General features: G+C 54.0%; 23 protein-coding genes. 16 read left to right on the plus strand and 7 right to left on the minus strand.

Annotated features, from left to right (window positions below):
- Positions 1-26: 26 nt before the first annotated feature.
- From HMPREF0201_RS05700 to HMPREF0201_RS05710, 3 genes are read right to left on the minus strand one after another with little or no spacing between them, the layout of a single operon-like run.
- Positions 27-467 carry an acetyltransferase gene (locus HMPREF0201_RS05700; RefSeq protein ID WP_016535550.1) on the minus strand — a complete coding sequence of 147 codons (441 nt, stop codon included), beginning with the start codon at positions 465-467 and terminating at the stop codon, positions 27-29.
- A 32-nt stretch (positions 468-499) separates the two neighbouring features.
- On the minus strand, positions 500-1,312 hold the full coding sequence (locus tag HMPREF0201_RS05705) for a Cof-type HAD-IIB family hydrolase (RefSeq protein ID WP_016535551.1): 813 nt from the start codon (positions 1,310-1,312) through the stop codon (positions 500-502).
- Positions 1,313-1,323: 11 nt separating this feature from the next.
- Entirely contained in the window at positions 1,324-2,529 is a 1,206-nt protein-coding gene (locus HMPREF0201_RS05710; protein WP_016535552.1) for an MFS transporter, read from the minus strand.
- A gap of 111 nt (positions 2,530-2,640) precedes the next feature.
- On the opposite strand from HMPREF0201_RS05710, the gene HMPREF0201_RS05715 reads away from it, so the two are divergent.
- Both HMPREF0201_RS05715 and dinQ read left to right on the plus strand, forming a co-directional pair.
- Positions 2,641-3,195 (plus strand): TetR/AcrR family transcriptional regulator, encoded by a 555-nt coding sequence (locus HMPREF0201_RS05715; protein ID WP_016535553.1) that lies wholly within the window; start codon positions 2,641-2,643, stop codon positions 3,193-3,195.
- Between the two features lie 477 nt (positions 3,196-3,672).
- Positions 3,673-3,762 carry a damage-inducible type I toxin DinQ gene (gene dinQ, locus HMPREF0201_RS23510; RefSeq protein WP_368656437.1) on the plus strand — a complete coding sequence of 30 codons (90 nt, stop codon included), beginning with the start codon at positions 3,673-3,675 and terminating at the stop codon, positions 3,760-3,762.
- A gap of 298 nt (positions 3,763-4,060) precedes the next feature.
- Here the strand turns inward: dinQ and HMPREF0201_RS05720 are convergent, their stop codons facing one another.
- On the minus strand, positions 4,061-5,743 hold the full coding sequence (locus HMPREF0201_RS05720; protein WP_016535554.1) for an aspartate:alanine antiporter: 1,683 nt from the start codon (positions 5,741-5,743) through the stop codon (positions 4,061-4,063).
- A 296-nt stretch (positions 5,744-6,039) separates the two neighbouring features.
- Between HMPREF0201_RS05720 and HMPREF0201_RS05725 the strand changes: the two genes are divergently transcribed.
- Positions 6,040-6,429 (plus strand): inner membrane protein YbjM, encoded by a 390-nt coding sequence (locus HMPREF0201_RS05725; RefSeq protein WP_039898028.1) that lies wholly within the window; start codon positions 6,040-6,042, stop codon positions 6,427-6,429.
- Positions 6,430-6,456: 27 nt separating this feature from the next.
- On the opposite strand, the gene HMPREF0201_RS05730 is transcribed toward HMPREF0201_RS05725, so the two are convergent.
- On the minus strand, positions 6,457-6,729 hold the full coding sequence (locus tag HMPREF0201_RS05730) for a GrxA family glutaredoxin (protein ID WP_008461049.1): 273 nt from the start codon (positions 6,727-6,729) through the stop codon (positions 6,457-6,459).
- Between the two features lie 175 nt (positions 6,730-6,904).
- Between HMPREF0201_RS05730 and nfsA the strand changes: the two genes are divergently transcribed.
- The 12 genes from nfsA to rlmC all read left to right on the plus strand — a co-directional run bounded on the left by nfsA (position 6,905) and on the right by rlmC (position 18,732).
- Positions 6,905-7,627 carry an oxygen-insensitive NADPH nitroreductase gene (nfsA, locus tag HMPREF0201_RS05735; RefSeq protein ID WP_016535556.1) on the plus strand — a complete coding sequence of 241 codons (723 nt, stop codon included), beginning with the start codon at positions 6,905-6,907 and terminating at the stop codon, positions 7,625-7,627.
- Between the two features lie 140 nt (positions 7,628-7,767).
- Positions 7,768-8,601: a xanthosine phosphorylase gene (gene xapA, locus HMPREF0201_RS05740; protein WP_016535557.1), complete on the plus strand. Its 834-nt coding sequence runs from the start codon at positions 7,768-7,770 to the stop codon at positions 8,599-8,601.
- A gap of 28 nt (positions 8,602-8,629) precedes the next feature.
- Complete coding sequence (locus HMPREF0201_RS05745) at positions 8,630-9,886, plus strand: nucleoside permease (protein ID WP_016535558.1); 1,257 nt, start codon at positions 8,630-8,632, stop codon at positions 9,884-9,886.
- Between the two features lie 65 nt (positions 9,887-9,951).
- Positions 9,952-10,869, plus strand: coding sequence for a LysR family transcriptional regulator (locus tag HMPREF0201_RS05750; protein WP_039898029.1), 918 nt, complete (start codon positions 9,952-9,954; stop codon positions 10,867-10,869).
- 64 nt (positions 10,870-10,933) lie between these two features.
- The gene (gene rimK, locus HMPREF0201_RS05755; RefSeq protein WP_039898030.1) at positions 10,934-11,836 is read left to right on the plus strand and encodes a 30S ribosomal protein S6--L-glutamate ligase; all 903 of its coding nucleotides are present in this window, start codon (positions 10,934-10,936) and stop codon (positions 11,834-11,836) included.
- A gap of 92 nt (positions 11,837-11,928) precedes the next feature.
- Positions 11,929-12,408, plus strand: a complete 480-nt coding sequence (locus HMPREF0201_RS05760; protein ID WP_016535561.1) for a YbjN domain-containing protein — start codon at positions 11,929-11,931, stop codon at positions 12,406-12,408.
- 384 nt (positions 12,409-12,792) lie between these two features.
- Positions 12,793-13,905: a spermidine/putrescine ABC transporter substrate-binding protein PotF gene (potF, locus tag HMPREF0201_RS05765; RefSeq protein WP_016535562.1), complete on the plus strand. Its 1,113-nt coding sequence runs from the start codon at positions 12,793-12,795 to the stop codon at positions 13,903-13,905.
- Between the two features lie 142 nt (positions 13,906-14,047).
- Positions 14,048-15,181, plus strand: coding sequence for a putrescine ABC transporter ATP-binding subunit PotG (gene potG, locus HMPREF0201_RS05770; protein WP_016535563.1), 1,134 nt, complete (start codon positions 14,048-14,050; stop codon positions 15,179-15,181).
- A gap of 9 nt (positions 15,182-15,190) precedes the next feature.
- The gene (gene potH, locus HMPREF0201_RS05775) at positions 15,191-16,153 is read left to right on the plus strand and encodes a putrescine ABC transporter permease PotH (RefSeq protein WP_016535564.1); all 963 of its coding nucleotides are present in this window, start codon (positions 15,191-15,193) and stop codon (positions 16,151-16,153) included.
- On the plus strand, positions 16,150-16,995 hold the full coding sequence (gene potI, locus HMPREF0201_RS05780) for a putrescine ABC transporter permease PotI (RefSeq protein ID WP_016535565.1): 846 nt from the start codon (positions 16,150-16,152) through the stop codon (positions 16,993-16,995). The genes potH and potI overlap by 4 nt, the downstream gene beginning before the upstream one ends.
- 81 nt (positions 16,996-17,076) lie before the next feature.
- A complete protein-coding gene (locus tag HMPREF0201_RS05785; RefSeq protein ID WP_039898031.1) occupies positions 17,077-17,544 on the plus strand; it encodes a YbjO family protein in 468 nt (155 codons plus the stop codon).
- Between the two features lie 51 nt (positions 17,545-17,595).
- On the plus strand, positions 17,596-18,732 hold the full coding sequence (rlmC, locus tag HMPREF0201_RS05790; RefSeq protein WP_016535567.1) for a 23S rRNA (uracil(747)-C(5))-methyltransferase RlmC: 1,137 nt from the start codon (positions 17,596-17,598) through the stop codon (positions 18,730-18,732).
- Between the two features lie 58 nt (positions 18,733-18,790).
- Here rlmC and artJ read toward each other — a convergent pair whose 3' ends face one another.
- The gene (gene artJ, locus HMPREF0201_RS05795; RefSeq protein ID WP_016535568.1) at positions 18,791-19,522 is read right to left on the minus strand and encodes an arginine ABC transporter substrate-binding protein ArtJ; all 732 of its coding nucleotides are present in this window, start codon (positions 19,520-19,522) and stop codon (positions 18,791-18,793) included.
- A gap of 128 nt (positions 19,523-19,650) precedes the next feature.
- The gene (locus HMPREF0201_RS05800; protein WP_055696349.1) at positions 19,651-20,265 is read right to left on the minus strand and encodes a KpsF/GutQ family sugar-phosphate isomerase; all 615 of its coding nucleotides are present in this window, start codon (positions 20,263-20,265) and stop codon (positions 19,651-19,653) included.
- Positions 20,266-20,435: 170 nt separating this feature from the next.
- On the opposite strand from HMPREF0201_RS05800, the gene HMPREF0201_RS05805 reads away from it, so the two are divergent.
- A complete protein-coding gene (locus HMPREF0201_RS05805) occupies positions 20,436-21,155 on the plus strand; it encodes a DeoR/GlpR family DNA-binding transcription regulator (RefSeq protein WP_016535570.1) in 720 nt (239 codons plus the stop codon).
- The last annotated feature ends 25 nt before the right edge of the window (positions 21,156-21,180 follow it).

Consider the following 21,180-nt stretch of genomic DNA (forward strand, 5'->3'; position numbering starts at 1 on the left):
TCCTCTCCGTTGAGGAGAGGAGAAGATTACCGTGCCAGCTTTAAATGCAATAAAGGGAAAGGATTCCCTTCGCCATCCAGGTCTGAACGCCCCGTCTGTACAAAACCCATATGCCGGTAAAAACCAACGCCCTGCGGGTTTTGCTCGTTAACGTCCACCTCATCAACCTGCAAATGCTCAATGGCGTATTGCAGCAGCAGTTTGCCTACGCCCGTCCCACGGCTTTGCGGGGCAACAAACAGCATTTCAATGCGGTTTTCATGGCAGCCAATAAAGCCCAGCGGCTGCCCGGCGTCGTTCTCTGCCAGCTGCATTGGGATTTGCGGCATATACAGCTCGCGCACCTGCGGCCTCAGGTTGCTGATGTCGTCATCGGTTAAAAAATCATGGGTAGCCCGCACGGCGGCTTCCCAGATTTCTGCCAGGGCATCAAAATCTTCTGGCGTAGCTTTTCTTATATTTATCATCGTCTTTTATCTATCCTGCGGGATAGCGCTCATCAGTTAAACGGTGCTTCTTTTTTCAGAACCTTATCAATCACGTCCAGCACGCCCTGCTGGTTGCAGTTGCCCGCCTGGAAGCGTGCGATGCGTTTGATTTTGTCCGGCGCGTTAGCCATCGCAAAGCCAAAACCGGCCTGAGTCAGCATCTCGATGTCGTTGCCGCCGTCCCCGAAGGTGACGACTTCGCTGTCTTTAATGCCCCATTTGTCCTGCAGGATACGCAGTCCGTTGGCCTTGTGGATACCCGGAATTATCAGATCTATAGAGCCGTGGCCGCTGGTGACCGGCACCACGATGCCGTCAAACTCAGCGCTCAGCGCATCCATCGTTTCGTCCAGCAAATTGTCCGGCAGGTTGAGGGCGAATTTAAAGAACACATCGTCGAGATTCGAGAAACTGTCGACGTGCTCAAGGCGGTGGTAATACTTAGCCGCCATCTGCTTAAAGTCATCGTCGTAGTCGTTCAGGGTGTAGCCGTTGCGTTTGCCGCAGGCAATTATCTCGACGTGAGGCAACGTCAGCAGGTGATCGACAACGGTATTGAACTCCTGTTTTGTCAGCTCGCCGTTAAACAAGTCCTCGCCTTCGCTGACGACCCAGCCGCCGTTATCCGCCACGAAAGAGATTTCATGCGCGATATCCGGGAAGAACGAGATCAGCTGGAAATACTGGTTGCCGCTGGCGACCACAAAGCGGATCCCTTGTTCCTTCATCTGCTGGTATTGAGCGGCAAAGCGTTCACGGTTGTAGTTTTTACCGTCGTCGAGAAAAGTGCCGTCCATGTCCACTGCAATCAACTTGATGCTCATTGAACTCTCCGTTATTCCGTTTCAAAAACTTGTTGAGCGGGCTGCTGCGGTTTAGCCACGGCGCGGGCAACCAGGGCCGCAATCGCCATCAGCGTCAGTACAACCAGCATGGCGTGGCGCAGCCCATAATGTTCTCCGAGGAAGCCCAACAGCGGCGGCCCCACTAAAAATGCAACGTAGCCGGATGCGGCGACAACGCTCACGCGGCTGGCCGGGTCCGGGCCGGTATCTCCGGCGGCGGAAATGGTCAGCGGGAAGCCCAGCGATGTTCCCAGTCCCCAGAGAATGACGGACACGCCGGCCAGGAAAGCGCTATCTACAAATATAATCATGCCGATGCCGAGCACGCCCATAATGGCGCACGCCCGCACCACGATAACGCGGCTATAACGGTCAATAAACCAGCCGCCGGTAAAGCGCCCGACGGTCATGCCGAGGGTAAAGCCAACGTAGATAAGCGACCCGGAGGTGGGGCTAAAACCGTGGCCGTCGACCATCAGCAGCGGTAGCCAGTCGTTGGCCGAGCCTTCGGCAAAGGCCATCGCCAGCACCACGAAGCCAATCAGCAGCAGCTGAACGTCTTTATAAAACGGGCGATGCGGTTCGTGCGCCTCGCTTTTTTCCGGGTTGTCTTTCCCCACGCCGTGCGGCACGGCGGTAAGCGCTACCAGAATGGGCACTATCACCACCAGAGCAATCATCAGCAAATGGCCCCAGGAGATAACGTTCCAGGCGGTGAGGCTCAGGCCAATCCCGGCCCCAACCAGCGTACCGAGGCTAAAGAAGCCGTGCATCATCGGCAGCACGGTTTTCTTCATCAGGCCTTCGATAATCGCGCCCTCGACATTCATTGCCACTTCGGCTGACCCCAGGCCGCTGCCGAGCAGAGCCAGACCAAAGGCAAACAGGGCAGGCGAAGCGAAGTAGAGCGCGAGGCTCATCACCAGCATACCGATGACCATCAGCGCCATGCCGCTGCGAATAATGGTGCGGGTGCCAAAGCGCTTAACCAGCCAGCCGGAGCAGAGAATTCCGCCCATCGAGCCTACCGACAGGCCAAACAGCACAATGCCCATCCCGGCCGTTGAAACGCTGAGCGTATCGCGGATTGCGGGCGTGCGCGTTGCCCAGGATGCCATCACCAGGCCCGGGAGGAAGAAGAAGGTAAACAGCGCCCAGGTGCGGAGCCTGAGGGCTTTTCTCTGCGTGACTGACATGAACAACAACCCATAAAGAAGGGAACATGAGCGGCAGATTAGCAAGGATGTGTACATTTGTACACATACCTAATAGACTCTTTTAATACTCCGAATTTCAGGCAGGTAATAATGAGCAAAGCCCCGCGCCGTAACGATCCTGAACGCCGCTCGCGCATTCTGCGGGCGACGCTGGATATGGTAGTCAAACACGGCATCAGCGATATTACTCACCGCAAAATTGCCGAGCAGGCGGGCGTATCTTTAGGCTCGATGACCTATTACTTTTCCGGGATCGAGTCGCTGCTTTGTGAAGCTTTTACCCTGTTTGCTCACCAGATGTCGGACAGCTACCGGGAGCGTATGCAGCAGGCCAGAACCCGCGCCGACGCCTGCGAAGCCATCGTCGATATGATCTGCGGCGGCTGTGTAGCCACGCCTTACAACATGCAGGTGATGTACCAGCTCTACGCCTATGCCAGCTGCAATCCGCAGCTAAAAGACATCATGCAGGAGTGGATGATCCGCAGCCAGCAGGCGCTGGAGCCGTTCTTCGACCCGCTGACCGCCAGAGCGTTAGATGCATTCCTGGAAGGGATGACCCTTCACTACGTCACCGACCGCGCGCCGCTCAGCCGCGACGATATGCGGGTGATGGTGGCAAGGATAGTTGGGGAAGAGGGTTGACGCCCTGCGCCGCCGCGACAGCCTCCAGATATGTACTGATGGTTGTTTTGTGTTCAAATAAGGACTAGACTCCCAGCGTTAGTTGATGAGAGTCGCATTGTGCCGATCAAGATAATCCGACCTTCTCTCCGGCCTCACCAGCCGGATTAAAAAGCCCAACCTCACCCGTTGGGCTTTTTTTGTGCAGCATCTCGAGCAAATCCACATGGTTTTACCGGTTAATCCAATAATCCCTTATCATCCGTTTCGTTAGCTAAGAGCGCTTAACTGGCCGTCAGCATTCAGGGAGCTGTGCTGACAAACCGACTTGCGGAGTGCGAGTGTTTGTTAAGTCCTGGCCGAAACCCGGATGGTGCCGGAGCGGGTATCTTGGTCAGAGTGCGACTCTCATCAGCTAACATGGCGAGAAACCGTACGACAGGCAATGTAGAGATTTCGTATCGGTACTATCGTGCTCCAGATATGGAGTGATAACGGATGAACGCAGTCATTGATACTGTAATCATCGTTCTAAGGGTGCTGATAGCATTTCTGGAACTGATCCGGGCTTTCGTTGAAAAACGTTAACTAGTCGGAAACGTAAATAAGGCCGCTAAGCTAACCACTTAGTGGCCTTTAATATTGGTTAAAAGCTTAGTTTTGGTGTTCGAGCAGGAAAAAGGTTTTAACGCTGAGGGAAGGTATTATTTTCAGGGACGTTAAAAAAATAAAAACCCATCAACCTTGAACCGAAAACGGCGGGGTTGATGGGCTCCACAAATTGGGGACATCAAAGAAAAGCAGTGGCACTAATTCAGACTGACGCCCCGTCAGAAAGTTCGCTCAGGTATAAAAAAAAAGTATATTTCTTTGTCTGTGCCCGAGATCACAATCCGGGCCATATCACGACTATCAACGTACCGGCCAGAGTTAACAACACGTTAGCGATAGCGTAGGTGCCCGCGTAGCCCAAAGCAGGAATGTTGCTGCGGGCCGTGTCGCTGATGATTTCCATCGCTGGCGCACAGGTTCGTGCCCCCATCATCGCCCCGAACAGCAGCGCGCGGTTCATGCGCAGGACGTAAGCCCCGAACAGGAAGCAGATAACCACCGGCACCAGGCTGACGATAAGGCCGGAGATAAGCATCTGCCCGCCAACCGCGCCGAGGCCGTTGCTGATGCCGCTGCCCGCGCTCAGGCCAACCCCGGCCATAAACACCATCAGGCCAAACTCTTTCACCATATTCAGCGCACCCTGAGGGATGTAGCCGAAGGTCGGATGGTTGGCTCGCAGGAAGCCGAGCATGATGCCGGAGAACAGCAGCCCGGCGGCGTTGCCGATGCCGAAGCTAAACGAGCTGAACTGGAAAGTAATCATCCCGACCATCAGGCCGATGATAAAGAAGGCGCAGAACGCCAGCAGGTCGGTAATCTGGCTGTGAATGGAGATAAAGCCGATGCGCTCCGCAACCGTTTTTACACGCCTTGCGTCGCCGCTGACCTGCAATACGTCGCCTTTGTTGAGCACGATGTTGTCGTCAATTGGCATCTCAATCTGGCTGCGGATCACGCGGTTCAGGAAGCAGCCGTGGTCGGTCAGCTTCAACTGCCCGAGGCGGCGGCCAACGGCGTTATGGTTTTTGACCACAATCTCTTCGGTGACGATACGCATATCCAGCAGGTCGCGGTCGAACACCTCTTTACCGTTACGGAAGCTCGGGTCGAGGCGCGAGTGCGCGTCCGGGTAGCCCACAAGAGAAATCTCGTCGCCCATCTGCAATACCGCGTCGCCGTCCGGGTTCGCCAGAATACCGTTGCGGCGAATACGCTCGATGTAACAGCCGGTCTGGCGGTAAATGCCCAGCTCGCGCAGGTTTTTGCCGTCCGCCCACGCAACCAGCTCCGGGCCAACGCGGTAGGCGCGGATCACCGGGAGATAGACCTTGCGGTTAGCGTCGGTGTCCAGGCCGCGCTCGCGGGCGATGTGCTGGGCGCTGGTTTGCAGATCCTGATGTTGTAGCTTCGGCATATAGCGCGCGCCAACAATCAGGCTGACCAGGCCAATCAGATAGGTAAGGGCGTAACCGAGGCTTAAATTATCCAGCGAAGTAGCCAGCTGCGCGCTGGCCATGCTCGAATGCCGCAGCGTATCCCCCGCGCCAACCAGCACCGGCGTAGACGTCATAGCGCCCGCTAGCATACCGGCGGTGAGGCCGATGTCCCAGCCAAACAGTTTGCCCAGGCCAAGGGCAATCACCATCGCGCTGCCAACCATTACCAGGGCCAGCATCAGGTAATTTTTGCCGTCGCGGAAGAAAATAGAAAAAAAGTTCGGCCCGGCTTCTACGCCGACGCAGAAAATGAACAGCATAAAGCCAAGATTTAACGCATCGGTATTGATCGCGAAGTGTTGCTGCCCGAGTAATAAAGAAACCACTAAAACACCAATGGAATTACCCAGTTGCACCGAACCGAGGCGTAATTTACCCAGGCAGAGTCCAAGCGTGAGTACCACAAATAACAAAAGGATGTAATTCCCGTTTAACAAATCTGCGACGTTTATATTCACGAAGGCTAACTTCTTGTTTACCAGTAAGCTGTTGAAAGAGATAGAGTTATGAGCTAATGTTTTGACGGGTCAGTTGATAACGACCGGCAATTATCAGGCATTAAAATATCTCACGAGACGACCGAATTTCCGCCGCTAGTTTAATCTTTATGAGTATCAGCGGCTAGTAAGAATATTGTGCTAATTGTGGCAATGCTTTATCGGCATGGATGGCCAAAGTTTTATCAAACTGGGTAAAGGCTCTGCGTGGAAACCCGCAGATTATTTTCTACCAGAAGCAGATGTCAGGAGGTGAGATGCACAAGCGAGGGCAACGGTGGCTGGGGATAACCTGCTGCTTTGTGCTATTTATTTTGGTTTTTCTTTCGCTACATTTACATGTAATGGGGCGGTTTATAGCCAGCGGGCATTATGAGCTGGGGCTGCTTTTCTTTCTCTTCCCCGGCGCGGTAGCCAGTTTCTTTTCTAAAAGCGACAAAGTGGTGAAACCCCTGGTGGGCGCCATGCTCGCTTCGCCTGTCTGCCTGTTAATTGCTCAACTTTTTTTGTCCACTCCCCGCTCATTCTGGCAGGAGATAGCCTGGCTGCTTAGCGCGGTGTTCTGGTCTTCGTTGGGCTCGCTGTGTTATCTGCTGTTTGTGCTGTACCGCAGCAACGCCCGCGCCAATAAAAAAACCGACCTTTAACAGTCGGTTTTTTGGGCAAGCTTTAACTCATTGCGCGGTCTGGAACAGGTTCAGATGCTCTTTCGCATAAGCTTCAAAGTCAGTGCAGCCGCCAATATGCTTTTGATCGAGGAAAATCTGCGGTACGGTTTCAACCGGTTTACCCACGGTTTTTTCCAGGTCAGCCTTGGTGATGCCTTCGGCGTGGATATCCACATAGCGGAAGTTAAAATCATCACGCTCGGCGGTCAGTTTCTCAGCCAGTTCTTTAGCGCGAACACAATATGGGCAGCCAGGGCGTCCAAAAATCACTGCAAACATGCTCTCTCCTCAGTTTTTTTATGGCCGATACGAAACGGCGAATGAACTTATAATGCCGATATCCGTCACATTTTGAAAGAAGGCTGTGCCTGTTAGTTTGATGACCGTAAGCTATCTGGCATCAATTTCGAGCCTTTTCGACTCAACCTGATTTAAAAAAACCAAAGGAAAAAAGATGACGCCGACCATCGATCTGCTTCGTTCGCACCGTTCAATTCGCCATTTTACCGCCGAGCCGATAACCGATGAGCAGCGCGAGGCCATTATTGCCGGTGCTCAGGCGGCCTCCACCTCCAGTTTCTTACAGTGCAGCTCTATTATTCGTATTACCGATAAGGCGCTGCGCGAGCAGCTGGTGCCGCTGACCGGTGGGCAAAAGCACGTCGCAGAGGCCGCGGAGTTTTGGGTGTTCTGCGCCGATTTTAATCGTAATTTGCAAATTTGCCCGGACGCCCAGCTTGGGCTGGCGGAGCAGTTGCTGCTTGGCGCGGTCGATACCGCAATTTTGGCGCAAAATGCTCTTACCGCCGCGGAATCGCTGGGGCTGGGCGGTGTGTATATCGGCGGCATTCGTAATAACATCGAGGCGGTTGGTGAGCTGCTCGGCGTGCCGAAATATGTGCTGCCTCTGTTTGGGCTTTGCCTCGGCTGGCCGGATGCACAGCCAGACGTGAAGCCGCGCATGCCCGCAGCGATGCTGGTGCACGAAAACCGCTACCAGCCGCTGGATCGTGAGCTATTGAACGAATACGACGAACAGCTTGCACAATATTATCTGAGCCGCGACAGCAACACTCGCCGGGATACATGGAGCGCCCATATCAGCCGCACCATCATCAAAGAAAACCGTCTGTTTATGCTCGACTATCTGCACAAGCAGGGGTGGGCTACACGCTAAGTAAAATGGCGGCCTGGCCGCCATTTCTTCAATCAATACATTTTCCGTATTAATCATTGCCGCAAACGGTATTGGTTCCTTAAGACGCTGAGTCGCTATAACTGCTGCAGTTATTTCGACAATCTGACAAGGAGCATCTGATGCCGACTACTGCTTTTGACAACTCTCCGTTTTACGCCGCCGATATTATCCGTTCCCGCATTAACGGCCTGGTGCCGCGCGTCGCTTTTATTCTGGGCTCCGGGCTTGGCGAGCTGGCGGAAAAAATAGAGCACCCGGTGGTCTTTTCCTACGACGAGCTGCCAGGCTTCCCGGTTAGCACCGTTCACGGTCATGCCGGTGAGCTGGTTATCGGCACGCTGGCGGGCGTCCCGGTAGCCTGCATGAAGGGACGCGGACACTTTTATGAAGGCCATGGAATGTCGGTCATGACCAGCGCAATTCGCACCTTCAAACTGCTGGGATGCGAAATTCTGTTCTCTACCAATGCCGCAGGCTCCCTGCGCCCTGAAGTTGAGCCCGGCAGCCTGGTTGCGCTTAACGACCACATTAACACCATGCCGGGCACGCCAACCGTCGGGCCTAATGATGAGCGGTTTGGCGAGCGTTTCTTCTCGCTGGCAAATGCCTATGACGCCGACTTTCGTGGCGTATTGCAGCAGGTCGCGCAGGAGCAAGGGTTCCCGCTACACGAAGGGGTATTTGTTTCCTATCCCGGCCCGAACTTTGAAACCGCAGCCGAAATCCGCATGATGCAAATTATCGGTGGCCATGTTGTTGGCATGTCGGTGGTGCCGGAAGTGATTAGCGCCCGCCACTGTGGCCTGAAGGTTGTTGCCGTCTCGGCTATCACTAACCTTGCGGAAGGTCTGGGCAAGATCCAACTTTCCCATGAGCAGACGCTGAAAGCTGCCGCGTTGTCGCGCCAGAACTTTATCAATCTGATTTGCGGCTTCCTCGGCAAACTCGCCTGAGCCTGACCGACCAATCCGGGGAAAACGCATGGCGATTAAACTGCGCTTGAAAATCATGTTGTTTTTGCAGTATTTCATCTGGGGAGCGTGGCTGGTTACGTTCGGCTCTTACATGATCAATACCCTCGGTTTTAAGGGGGCAGACGTAGGAATGGTTTACAGCACCAAAGGCCTTGCCGCTTTGCTGATGCCGGGGCTGGTCGGGATCATTGCCGACAAATGGCTACCGGCGAACCGGGTCTACTCTGTGTGCCATTTGGTGTGTGCGGGCATGCTGGTCTGGGCGGCCTGCATTAACCAGCCGGGGCTGATGTTCTGGGCAATGCTGGGCAACGCGCTGGCATTTATGCCTACCATTGCGCTGTCAAATACCGTCTCTTATGCCTGCCTGGAAAAAGCGGGGCTGGACACGGTAAGCCATTTCCCTCCCGTAAGAGTCTTTGGCACGGTAGGCTTTATTGCCGCGATGTGGACGGTCAGCCTGATGCAAATCGAGCTGAGCAATATGCAGCTTTATATCGCGGCGGTCGCTTCGGTATTGCTGGCGCTGTATGCCCTGACTTTGCCGACTATTCCAGTGGTCAAAAACCAGGCCGCCCGCAGTTGGGTAAGCCGCCTGGGGCTGGACGCGTTTGTGCTGTTTAAGAAGCCGCGTATGGCGGTGTTCTTCCTGTTTGCCATGCTGCTCGGGGCGGTGCTGCAAATTACTAACACCTTCGGCAACCCTTTCCTGCATGACTTCGCCCGGCAGCCCGAGTTTGCCAGCAGTTTTGTGGTGCAGTATCCGTCTATTTTGCTGTCGGTCTCGCAGATGTCGGAAGTGGCCTTTATCCTGACGATCCCATTCTTCCTGCGCCGCTTTGGCATTAAGCAGGTGATGCTGATGAGCATGGTTGCCTGGGTGCTGCGCTTTGCGCTGTTTGCCTGGGGAGACCCATCGGCCTTCGGTTTTGTGCTGCTGTTGCTCTCGATGGTGGTTTACGGCTGCGCCTTCGACTTCTTCAATATCTCCGGCTCGGTATTTGTTGAGCAGGAAGTTGACTCACGCATCCGCGCCAGCGCGCAGGGGCTGTTTATGACTATGGTAAACGGGATTGGTGCTTACCTCGGTGCGATTATCAGCGGTTATGTTGTTGATTATTTCACGGTGGACGGCGTGAAAGACTGGACCACAATCTGGCTGGTATTTGCCGCTTATGCGCTGGTGCTTGCCGTGGTCTTTCACTTCAGCTTCCAGTATCGCCACCGGCGTGAAGTCGATTCTTCGGCATCGCTCGCACATTAAGGCTCCCGGGCTTACAGCACCGGCCCGGGATGGTAATTTATGGGGCTTGCTACTCAGGGAGCCTCATGAATACTTCTCAGCGCATCTACCGAACCGATCTTAAATTACTGCGTTATTTTCAGGCCGTGGCCGAGGAACTGCATTTTGGCAGGGCGGCCGCGCGGCTGAATATGTCTCAGCCGCCTCTGAGTTTCCACATTAAAGAGCTGGAAGCGCAGCTTGGCACGGTACTGTTTATCCGCCATTCCAGGCACGTTGCCTTAACTCATGCCGGAGAAGTCCTGCTGGAAGAAACCCGGCAACTGCTGAGCAATGCAAACCTGGCGCTGGCCCGGGTGGAGCAGATTGGGCGCGGCGAGGGCGGGCGCATTCATCTCGGCATCGTCGGAACTGCTATTTGGGGCGGCCTGCGGCTGGGGCTACAACGCTTTATTGCCGATTACCCGGCTATTGATATTACCTTTCGCGAGAAATCCCCCGGCGATCAGCTGGCGCTGCTGGAACGCCACGAAATAGACGCCGGGATCTGGCGCATGGAAACCTCACCGCCGGGTGGCCTGAAGAGTGAAAAACTGCACGATGCAACTTTTATGGTCGCCATGCCGGAGCAGCACCCGCTGGCCTGCCAGCAAACGGTAGACATTGCCCAGCTCAGGCGGGAACCATTTGTCACCATGACGGCGGTACACTCAGACTGGACGTTTTTGCAGCGAGTATGTCGCGAAGCAGGGTTTACGCCGCGAGTCGTCAGGGAGGCGGTAGAGCCGCAAACGGTGCTGGCGCTGGTGAGTATCGGCTTTGGGTTGACGATTATGGCGGACAGCTACGCGCAAATGAGCTGGCCAGGCGTAGTGTTCCGCCCGCCGACTAAACCGATCCCCGCCGATCTCTATGCGGTGTTCGATCCGGTGCATCTCACTTCGACAACTCAGCAGTTAATTGATGCCCTTAAGAAGTCTCCGGGCCGTTTGCCCCATCGTTGAAAAGCGAGGGGAGTGATATGATATCCGGGCGGTTAATTTTGGTCTGGTTGCTCAGAGGTGCAGGTTGAAAATCGCTATTTTATCCCGGGATGGAACGCTCTATTCGTGCAAGCGCCTGCGTGAGGCGGCCATGCGCCGTGGTCATCTGGTGGAGATAATCGATCCCCTTTCTTGTTATATGAACATTAATCCGGCTGCGCCTTCGGTGCATTATAAAGGGCGGCAATTGCCGCATTATGATGCGGTTATTCCGCGTATTGGCTCGGCGATTACTTTTTACGGCACGGCGGTTCTGCGGCAGTTCGAAATGCTCGGCAGCTACCCGCTGAATGAGTCGGTGGCGATAACCAGAGCGCGCGACAAGCTGCGCTCATTACAGCTGCTGGCTAAGCAGGGAATCGATCTCCCGGTGACAGGTTTTGCCCACTCGCCCGATGACACCAGCGACCTTATCGATATGGTTGGCGGTGCGCCGCTGGTGGTTAAACTGGTAGAAGGCACCCAGGGGATTGGCGTGGTGCTGGCAGAGACGCGGCAGGCGGCAGAAAGCGTTATCGACGCTTTTCGCGGCCTCAATGCCCATATCCTGGTGCAGGAATACATCAAAGAGGCGAAAGGGCGCGATATTCGCTGCCTGGTAGTTGGAGACAAGGTCGTTGCGGCGATTGAGCGTCAGGCCAAGCCTGGAGATTTCCGTTCCAATCTTCACCGCGGCGGCTCGGCCCGGCAGGTCACGATTACCGAACGCGAGCGTGAGATTGCGCTCAAGGCCGCCAGTACGCTCGGGCTGGACATCGCCGGGGTGGATATTTTACGCGCCGAGCGTGGTCCTCTGGTGATGGAGGTTAACGCTTCACCCGGTCTGGAAGGTATTGAAAACACGAGCGGCGTTGATATCGCCAGTCTGATGATTGGCTGGGTCGAGCAGCAGGCACAGCCTGGCTACTGTCTTAAAACTGGTGGGTAATCGCCAAATCGGCGCTTATTCATAGTATGACGTGTCATTTTTGCGTAAGATGACGCGTTAATTTTTGAACCGGTAATGAGGTTTTTGCGTTTATGGATTCACTCGTCGTCCCGACTCTGGACACTTTACGCCGCTGGCTGGATGAAATTGGCGTGAGCTTCTTCGAGTGCGATACCTGCCAGGCATTGCATTTGCCCCATATGCAGAACTTTGATGGCGTATATGACGCGAAACTCGATCTTGTAGACAACATCATACTGTTTTCCGCCCTGGCTGAAGTTAAGCCGTCTGCTCTGCTACCGCTGGCTTCCGACTTGTCGTCGATCAACGCCAGTTCTCTGACGGTAAAAGCCTTCCTCGACATTCAGGACGATAATCTGCCAAAGCTGGTGGTTTGCCAGTCTTTATCCGCTTCTGTTGGCATCACGCGCGAGCAGTTTGCCGCTTTCGTTCAGCAGAGCGAAGAGCAGGTGTCGATGGTCATTCTCGAGGCCTGCGCTAACCAACTGTTGTTTATCTCTGAAGAAGAAGAGCAAGACAGCACAATTATTCAGACTCACTCTGTGCACTGATCCTTCTCCCTTTTAACGCAGTGGCTGCCACAGCCGCTGCGTTCCGCATATTTTTATTCTGCATTACTGGCTTTCAGCCGAAATAAATCCCTGCCATATCGCGACTTTTCGCCGACTGTATAGACGAAAGATGCATAAAAAGTTGATAAAAGGCGTTTTTTCATCCGGGCTATAGTCTCGAACCCTGGCTACAGTTATTCTTGCGTGGCTCTAAAATCGAGCGACATCTGCGCGAAGGCTGCCCGCTTTTTTTCTTTGGGCAATGAATAGAGATGCATGAATCTTGCATGTCTTAAACGGCATGCGGCTACCGCTGATAAGTCACATTGCGTAAATTCGGCTCATTCGAGCCTGGTTTGGCCTTTATTCAGAAGGAATGAAATTATGTTCGACCAACGTAAAAAATGGTTGTCGGGAATGGTTGCCGGCGCGCTGATGGCCGCTTCGGTTACGGCAATCGCCGCCGAGCAGAAGACGCTGCACGTCTATAACTGGTCTGACTATATTGCGCCGGATACTCTGGCAAACTTTACGAAAGAGACCGGCATCAAAGTGGTCTATGACGTGTTTGATTCCAATGAAGTGCTGGAAGGCAAATTGATGGCGGGCAGCACCGGTTATGACCTGGTGGTGCCGTCTTCGCAGTTCCTGGAGCGCCAGGCGCAGGCCGGTATCTTCCAGCCTCTGGACAAGAGCAAGCTGCCGAACTACGCAAAGCTTGACCCGGAAATGCTCAAGCTGGTGGCCCAGAACGACCACGATAACAAATACGGCATCCCTTATATGATGGTCACCACCGGCATCGGCTACAACGTCGAGAAGGTGAAGGCGGCGTTGGGTAAAGATGCTCCGGTTAACAGCTGGGATCTGATCCTCAAGCCGGAAAACCTCGAAAAACTGAAAGGCTGCGGCGTCTCATTCCTGGATGCGCCGAGCGAAATCTATGCCACAGTGCTGCACTACCTGGGCAAAGATCCGAACAGCACCAACCCGGCGGATTACACCGGGGCGGCTAACGACCTGCTGATGAAGCTGCGTCCAAATATCCGCTATTTCCACTCTTCTCAGTACATTAACGATCTGGCTAACGGTGATATCTGCGTCGCTATCGGCTGGTCCGGCGATATCCTGCAGGCGGCAAACCGCGCTAAAGAAGCTAAAAATGGCGTGAATATTGCTTATTCCATTCCTAAGGAAGGGGCGATGGTCTACTTCGACATGTTTGCTATGCCGACGGATGCGAAGAACAAAGACGAAGCTTACCAATTCCTGAACTACCTGATGAAGCCGGACGTGGTGGCCAATATCAGTAATCATATTTACTACGCAAATGCTAACAAAGAGTCGGTACCGCTGCTGAGCGCCGAAGTGCGCGATAATCCGGGCATATACCCGCCTGCGGATATTCGTGCCAAGTTGTTCACACAAACCGTTATGCCAGCAAAAATTGACCGCGTGATCACCCGCGCGTGGACTAAGGTTAAAACAGGCAAGTAAGCCCTGAACCGCAATGCAGCGGGCGGCTGCACCAGAGTTGTGCAGTTGCCCCAGCCTGAACAGAAGCCCTTGTTTCTGAACGGGCTAAAAGTACGGCAACCGGGCCGTACCTTCTTTTTGCTTTTGCCGGAGAGCAACAGAATTGAACGACGCAACCCCTCGCCCGCAGTCCAAAACACGTAAAGCGCTAACCCCGCTGCTGGAAATCCGCAACCTGACTAAATCTTTTGATGGCCAACATGCCGTGGATGACGTCAGCCTGACTATCTACAAAGGCGAAATATTTGCTCTGCTCGGCGCTTCCGGCTGCGGCAAGTCCACGCTGCTGCGCATGCTGGCCGGGTTTGAGCAGCCGAGCACCGGGCAAATCATGCTTGATGGCGTGGACCTGGCGCATGTCCCGCCGTACCAGCGGCCGATCAATATGATGTTCCAGTCTTACGCGCTGTTTCCGCACATGACCGTAGAGCAAAACATTGCTTTTGGCCTCAAGCAGGACAAGCTGCCGAAGGCCGAAATTACCAGTCGCGTAGCCGAAATGCTTACGCTGGTGCATATGCAGGAGTTCGCAAAGCGCAAGCCGCACCAGCTTTCCGGCGGCCAGCGTCAGCGCGTGGCCTTGGCCCGCAGCCTGGCCAAGCGGCCAAAATTGCTTTTGCTGGATGAGCCGATGGGCGCGCTGGATAAAAAACTGCGTGACCGGATGCAGCTTGAAGTCGTGGATATCCTGGAGCGCGTGGGCGTGACCTGCGTTATGGTGACTCACGACCAGGAAGAGGCGATGACCATGGCCGGGCGTATCGCGATTATGAATCGCGGCAAGTTCGTACAAATCGGCGAGCCGGAAGAGATCTACGAGCACCCAACTACCCGCTACAGCGCCGAATTTATCGGCTCGGTTAACGTTTTTGAAGGCCTGCTCAAAGATCGACAGGAAGACGGGCTGGTGATTGACAGCCCGGGATTAATCCACCCGCTGAAGGTTGACCCGGACGCTTCGGTGGTTGACGGCGTGCCGGTGTTCGTAGCGCTGCGCCCTGAAAAAGTGATGCTGTGCGAAGAGCCGCCCGCAGACGGTTATAACTTTGCCGTCGGCGAAGTGGTGCATATCGCCTACCTTGGCGACCTGTCGATTTACCACGTTCGCCTGAAGAGCGGGCAGATGATAAGCGCTCAGCTGCAAAACGAGCACCGCTACCGTAAAGGTGCCCCGACCTGGGGCGACGAAGTTCGTCTGTGCTGGGATGCGGACAGCTGCGTGGTTCTGACGGTTTAAGGGGGCGAGATGATAACTCTTTCTGAAGGTCCGGCAGAGCCGGTGGCGGCGCAGCCGGGCGGTTTCCGGCGCTGGCTCGCCCGTATGCAAATGGCCCACGGGCGCAAGCTGGTTATTGCCCTGCCTTATGTGTGGCTGATCCTGCTGTTTATGCTGCCGTTCCTTATCGTTTTCAAGATAAGTCTGGCCGAGATTGCCCGCGCTATTCCGCCGTACAGCGACCTGGTTAGCTGGGCTGACGGACAGCTGTCCATCACCCTGAACCTGGCAAACTACTTCCAGTTGACGGACGATCCGCTCTATTTTGAGGCTTATCTGCAATCGTTGCAGATTGCGGCTATTTCCACGTTGTGCTGCCTGCTGCTGGGCTACCCACTTGCCTGGGCGATTGCCCACAGCAAGCCTTCCACGCGTAATATCCTGCTGCTTCTGGTTATCCTGCCGTCGTGGACCTCGTTCCTGATCCGCGTGTATGCGTGGATGGGGATCCTGAAAAATAACGGCATATTAAATAACGTCCTGATCTGGCTCGGCGTTATCGATCAGCCATTAACGATCCTGCATACCAATCTCGCGGTTTATATCGGTATTGTTTATGCCTACCTGCCGTTTATGGTGCTGCCTATTTATACCGCGCTGACGCGTATTGACTATTCGCTGGTGGAAGCCTCTCTGGACCTGGGCGCTCGCCCGCTGAGAACCTTCTTCAGCGTGATTGTGCCTTTGACCAAAGGCGGGATTATTGCCGGTTCGATGCTGGTGTTTATTCCGGCGGTGGGGGAGTTTGTTATCCCCGAGCTGCTCGGCGGACCGGACAGCATCATGATAGGGCGTGTGCTGTGGCAGGAGTTCTTCAATAACCGCGACTGGCCGGTGGCCTCTGCGGTGGCGATTATCATGCTGCTGTTGCTGATTGTGCCGATTATGTGGTTCCACAAATACCAGAATAAAGCGGCGGAGGGTAACGCATGAATAACTTGCCGGTAGTGCGCTCCCCCTGGCGTATCGTGATTTTAGTGCTCGGCTTTACTTTCCTGTATGCCCCGATGCTGATGTTGGTTATCTACTCGTTTAACAGCTCGAAGCTGGTGACGGTTTGGGCAGGCTGGTCAACGCGCTGGTACGGCGAGCTGTTCCGCGACTCGGCGATGATGAGCGCCGTGGGATTGAGCCTGACGATTGCCGCTGCTGCCGCAACGATGGCGGTTGTTCTGGGCACCATCGCCGCCGTGGTAATGGTGCGCTTTGGCCGTTTTCGCGGCTCCAGCGGCTTTGCTTTTATGCTCACCGCACCGCTGGTTATGCCGGACGTGATTACCGGACTTTCGCTGCTGCTGCTGTTTGTGGCGCTCGCGCACGCTATCGGCTGGCCGGGCGACCGGGGAATGCTCACCATCTGGCTGGCGCACGTCACGTTCTGTACCGCTTATGTTTCGGTGGTTATCAGCTCGCGACTGCGTGAGTTAGACCGTTCGATTGAAGAGGCCGCAATGGATCTCGGCGCAACGCCGCTGAAAGTCTTCTTTGTGATTACGGTTCCGATGATAGCCCCGGCGATTGTTTCCGGCTGGCTGCTGGCGTTTACCCTTTCGCTGGATGACCTGGTGATTGCCAGCTTCGTTTCCGGGCCGGGGGCCACCACGTTGCCGATGCTGGTATTCTCCAGCGTGCGCATGGGCGTTAACCCGGAAATCAATGCCCTGGCGTCGATTATTCTCGGCGTGGTTGGCTTTATCGGCTTGATTGCTTGGTGGTTTATGGCGCGAGCAGAAAAGCAGCGGCTGCGCGATATCCAGAGTGCAAGACGTAGTTAAAACGCCTAAAATCTGCAATGATATGCCTCCGGTGCCGCGCCAGTCGCGGCACCGTGACGTAAGGAACGCGAGGTTGTAGAAATTATCAGGAAGCAGCGGTCATCTCATGCAAAACTAAACGTCCCCACTTTAGTGATGGTGGCGGCCATAGGTATCATCACCACCCGATGCCTCGATTTGCTGCTGCTGTTTAATATGCTTGGGGTGCGCGGGGTCTTAGATTTTGTTCACCGCAGCGTGCAAACCTGGAGCCTGACTCTGGTCTTTTTCTCAAGCCTGGTGCTGCTTTTCGTGGAGTTACGCTGCGCATTTGTGATTATCAAAGGGCGTAACTGGGGCCGCTGGGTCTTTCTGCTGACCCAGGTTATTTCGATTGGTTATTTATGGTCCGCCTCTCTCGGCTGGGGTTATCCGGAGCTGTTCAGCATTGCCGGAGGCTCGAAGCGTGAAATCTTCCGCTCGCTGATAACCCAAAAGCTGCCGGATATCCTGGTTCTGCTGCTGCTATTTGTCCCCGCCCGCAGTCGGCTTTTTTTCAGACTTCAATAAGCGCGGAGTGCTACAATCTGCGCCCTCGTTTTTTCTCAGGGTTACTACGCTATGCAATGCTCGCTCTACGACGCCGGTCGCTGTCGTTCCTGCCAGTGGATTGAACAGCCGGTTGAAGACCAGCTTTCCGCCAAAATGGCCGATCTTCGGCAATTGCTGGACGGCATTGCGGTGGGCGAGTGGCTTGAGCCGGTAAGCGGCCCTGAGCAGGCATTCCGTAATAAAGCCAAAATGGTGGTCAGCGGCAGCGTGGAAAAACCGCTGCTCGGCATGCTGCACCGCGACGGCACGCCGGAAGATTTAACCGACTGCCCGCTTTATCCCGCATCGTTCGGGGCGGTTTTCACCGTCCTTAAGCCGTTTATCGCCCGTGCCGGGCTGACGCCGTATAACGTGGCGCGTAAACGCGGCGAGCTTAAATACCTGCTGCTGACAGAAAGCCAGCTCGACGGCGGCATGATGCTGCGTTTTGTGCTGCGCTCCGACAGTAAGCTGGAACAGCTAACGGCAGCGTTGCCGTGGCTTCGGCAGCAGCTTCCCCAGCTAAAAGTCATTTCGGCTAATATTCAGCCGGTGCATATGGCGATTATGGAAGGCGAGCAGGAAATTCCTCTGACCGGCCAGCGAGCGCTGGAGGAGTCGTTTAACGGCGTGCCGCTGTTTATTCGCCCGCAAAGCTTCTTCCAGACGAATCCGCAGGTTGCTTCCCGGCTGTATGCCACGGCGCGCGACTGGGTACGGGCTTTGCCGGTTAAGCATATGTGGGATTTGTTCTGCGGAGTCGGGGGCTTTGGGCTGCACTGCGCGACGCCGGAAATGAAGCTAACGGGCATCGAGATTGCCCCGGAAGCGATAGCCAGCGCCCGCCAGTCGGCGGAAAAGTTTGGTCTTAAAAATATTCATTTTCAGGCTCTGGACTCCACGCGGTTCGCCGTGGCGCAGCAGGATATTCCCGACCTTGTGCTGGTGAATCCGCCGCGCCGTGGAATTGGCCGCGAGCTGTGTGATTACCTGACGGTGATGGCGCCGAAGTTTATCGTTTATTCGAGCTGCAACGCTCAGACAATGGCGAAGGATATTAAGACGCTGCCGGACTACCGCGTAGCGCGTACTCAGCTGTTTGATATGTTTCCGCATACTTCGCACTACGAAGTACTGACCCTGCTTGAATACTGCCCCCCGGCCTGACCTTCTCCCCCTCGGGGAGAAGGTCAGGCCGGAAGTTTTTTATCAGGAAGAAGGTCGCTTACTGCGGGAACCACTCATTATTGATTTTCTGATAAGTCCCATCGGCTTTAATCGCCGCCAGGGCATCATTTAGCTTTTTCAGCAGCGCCTGATTATCCGGGCGCACGGCAATACCTAAGCCGGTGCCAAAATATTGCGGGTCGGTCACGTGCTCGCCAACGGTACCGAGCTGCGGGTTGGTTTTCAGCCACTCGTTGACCACCGCCGTGTCGCCAAACACGCCGTCAATACGGCCATTTTTCAGGTCGATAATCGCGTTCTGATAGCTGTCATAAGAGACGGTTTTGACTTCAGGGTGCTTATCCTGGAGGTATTTCTGGTGCGTGGTGCCGTTTTCCATCCCGATGCGTTTTCCCTTCAGATCGTCCAGCGATTTGTACTGGCCCTTTTTCGCAATCACCACCGCAGAGTTGGCGTAGTAAGGGTTGGTAAAAGCGACCTGTTTGGCGCGCTCGGGCGTGATATCCATCCCCGAAATGACCGCATCATATTTGCGGAACTTCAGCGAGGGGATCAGGCTGTCAAATGCGTGGTTGGTAAAGGTACAGTCAGCCTGCATTTGTTTGCATAAGGCTTTTGCCAGATCGATATCAAATCCGACGATTTGATTCGCGGCATCCAGAGATTCAAAAGGAGGGTAGGTTGCCGAAGAGCCGAAGCTGATTTTTTCCGCCGCGGCCGCGTTGAATGCGGCTGTGGCAAGCATTGCGGCTAACAGTAACTTCTTCATAGGTGTTGCTCCCGTCTGTCAGTATTGTTATTAATCGCCTTTTTTGGCGTTAAATAACCCTGTCACAAAATGAATTTATATTCAATAAAAATGTATTTTTATGTGTTGTGGCATTACGGGAGCCTCCTTCAGATAGCCTGACGTAATCGTGAACCCAGTGAACCGCCCGGATGAAAGAGGGCAAAATCCTGACGACTGAAGCCCCGTTCCTGTAGCAGGGTTACGGCAAGGGCATCTCCGAGCACGAGGGCCAGCGTGGTGCTGCTGGTGGGAGCAAGATTAAGCGGGCAGCATTCCCTTGCCACCTGAGAAGAGATAACCACGTCGCTGTTTTTTGCCAGCGTGGACCCTGGGCCGCCGCAAATTGAAATAATCGGCAGGCCAATATGTTTAAGCGTCGGCAGCATATGAATAATTTCAGCGGTTTCACCGCTATTAGACAGGATAAGCATCACATCTTCACGGCTGACCCGGCCCAGGTCACCGTGTAGCGCCTCTGCCGGATGCAGGTAGAATGAAGCCGTGCCGGTACTGGAGAAGGTGGATGAAATCTTTCGTGCAATATAGCCCGGCTTGCCGATTGCGCAGGCGATAACTTTACCTGATATATTTAAAATTATTTTTATAGCTTCAGCGAATTGCTCATTAATATTAGTGGTTGCACTAATTATTACCTCTGCCTCTTCTGTTAATACGTTACGGCCTCTATTAATTAGGTGCTGAGTTTTTATTTCATTATCCATCTTTATTTCCTTAAAATATCCATCCTGATTATGCAATGCCCGGGCACCATACCATTTTATTTTCTGGTTTAGTGAATGAACTGTGAATTTGTGATTTTATTCACAACCACGTATTTAAAAAGCCGTTAGCTTAAAAATAGAGTGAAGCTAGCACTCAAAGAGAAAAAGTCATGACACGTTATTCTAAGGCGCAGAGGGTGCGTCGTATTATTGAAATGCTTAACGCTAATCAATCTATTACCATAAATCAGTTAGCTGAATACTTTACGGTTTCACATATGACGATTCGCCGTGATGTTGAGTCGTTGCAAAAAGTGGGGCGGGTAAAGGTTATATTTGGTGGGCAAGTCATTAGAGGTTTCATTAACGATAGCCCTGAATATAAAAGTAAGGCACAGGATAATATCGAGTGGAAAAAGTCGATTGCGCTTCAGGCTTATCAGCTATTGCAGCCAGGAGAAATAGTGTTTCTGGATGGCGGCACTACGGTAAAACAGCTGGCCTGGTTGATTGATATTCCACTAACGGTAATCACTAACGATATTTCTACTGCCTATATCCTGAATGATAAGCCGGATGTGAAGCTGATTATTTGCCCCGGTGAACTTGTAAGAGAAAGTCGCTCATCTTATTGCAGCGAAACTCTGCGCTATTTAAGTGACCACTATACCGATCTGGCTTTTATCGGTGCTGATGGCTTTGACGATAATTATGGGGCAATGACGACCACGCAAAGTAAAGCTGACTGTAAATGGATGGCGGTAAATCGCGCGGCAAAGTCGGTGTTGCTGGTTGATGAGAGCAAAAGAAATGTGTTCTGCCATTACAAAATAGCCGATCTGGCTTGTTTTAATCAGGTCATCGTCAATAGCGAGCCGCTTATGACGTGATATTCATTCGATACAGAGAGGGAAG

The organism is Cedecea davisae DSM 4568, assembly GCF_000412335.2.
GTDB classification, from domain to species: Bacteria; Pseudomonadota; Gammaproteobacteria; order Enterobacterales; family Enterobacteriaceae; genus Cedecea; species Cedecea davisae.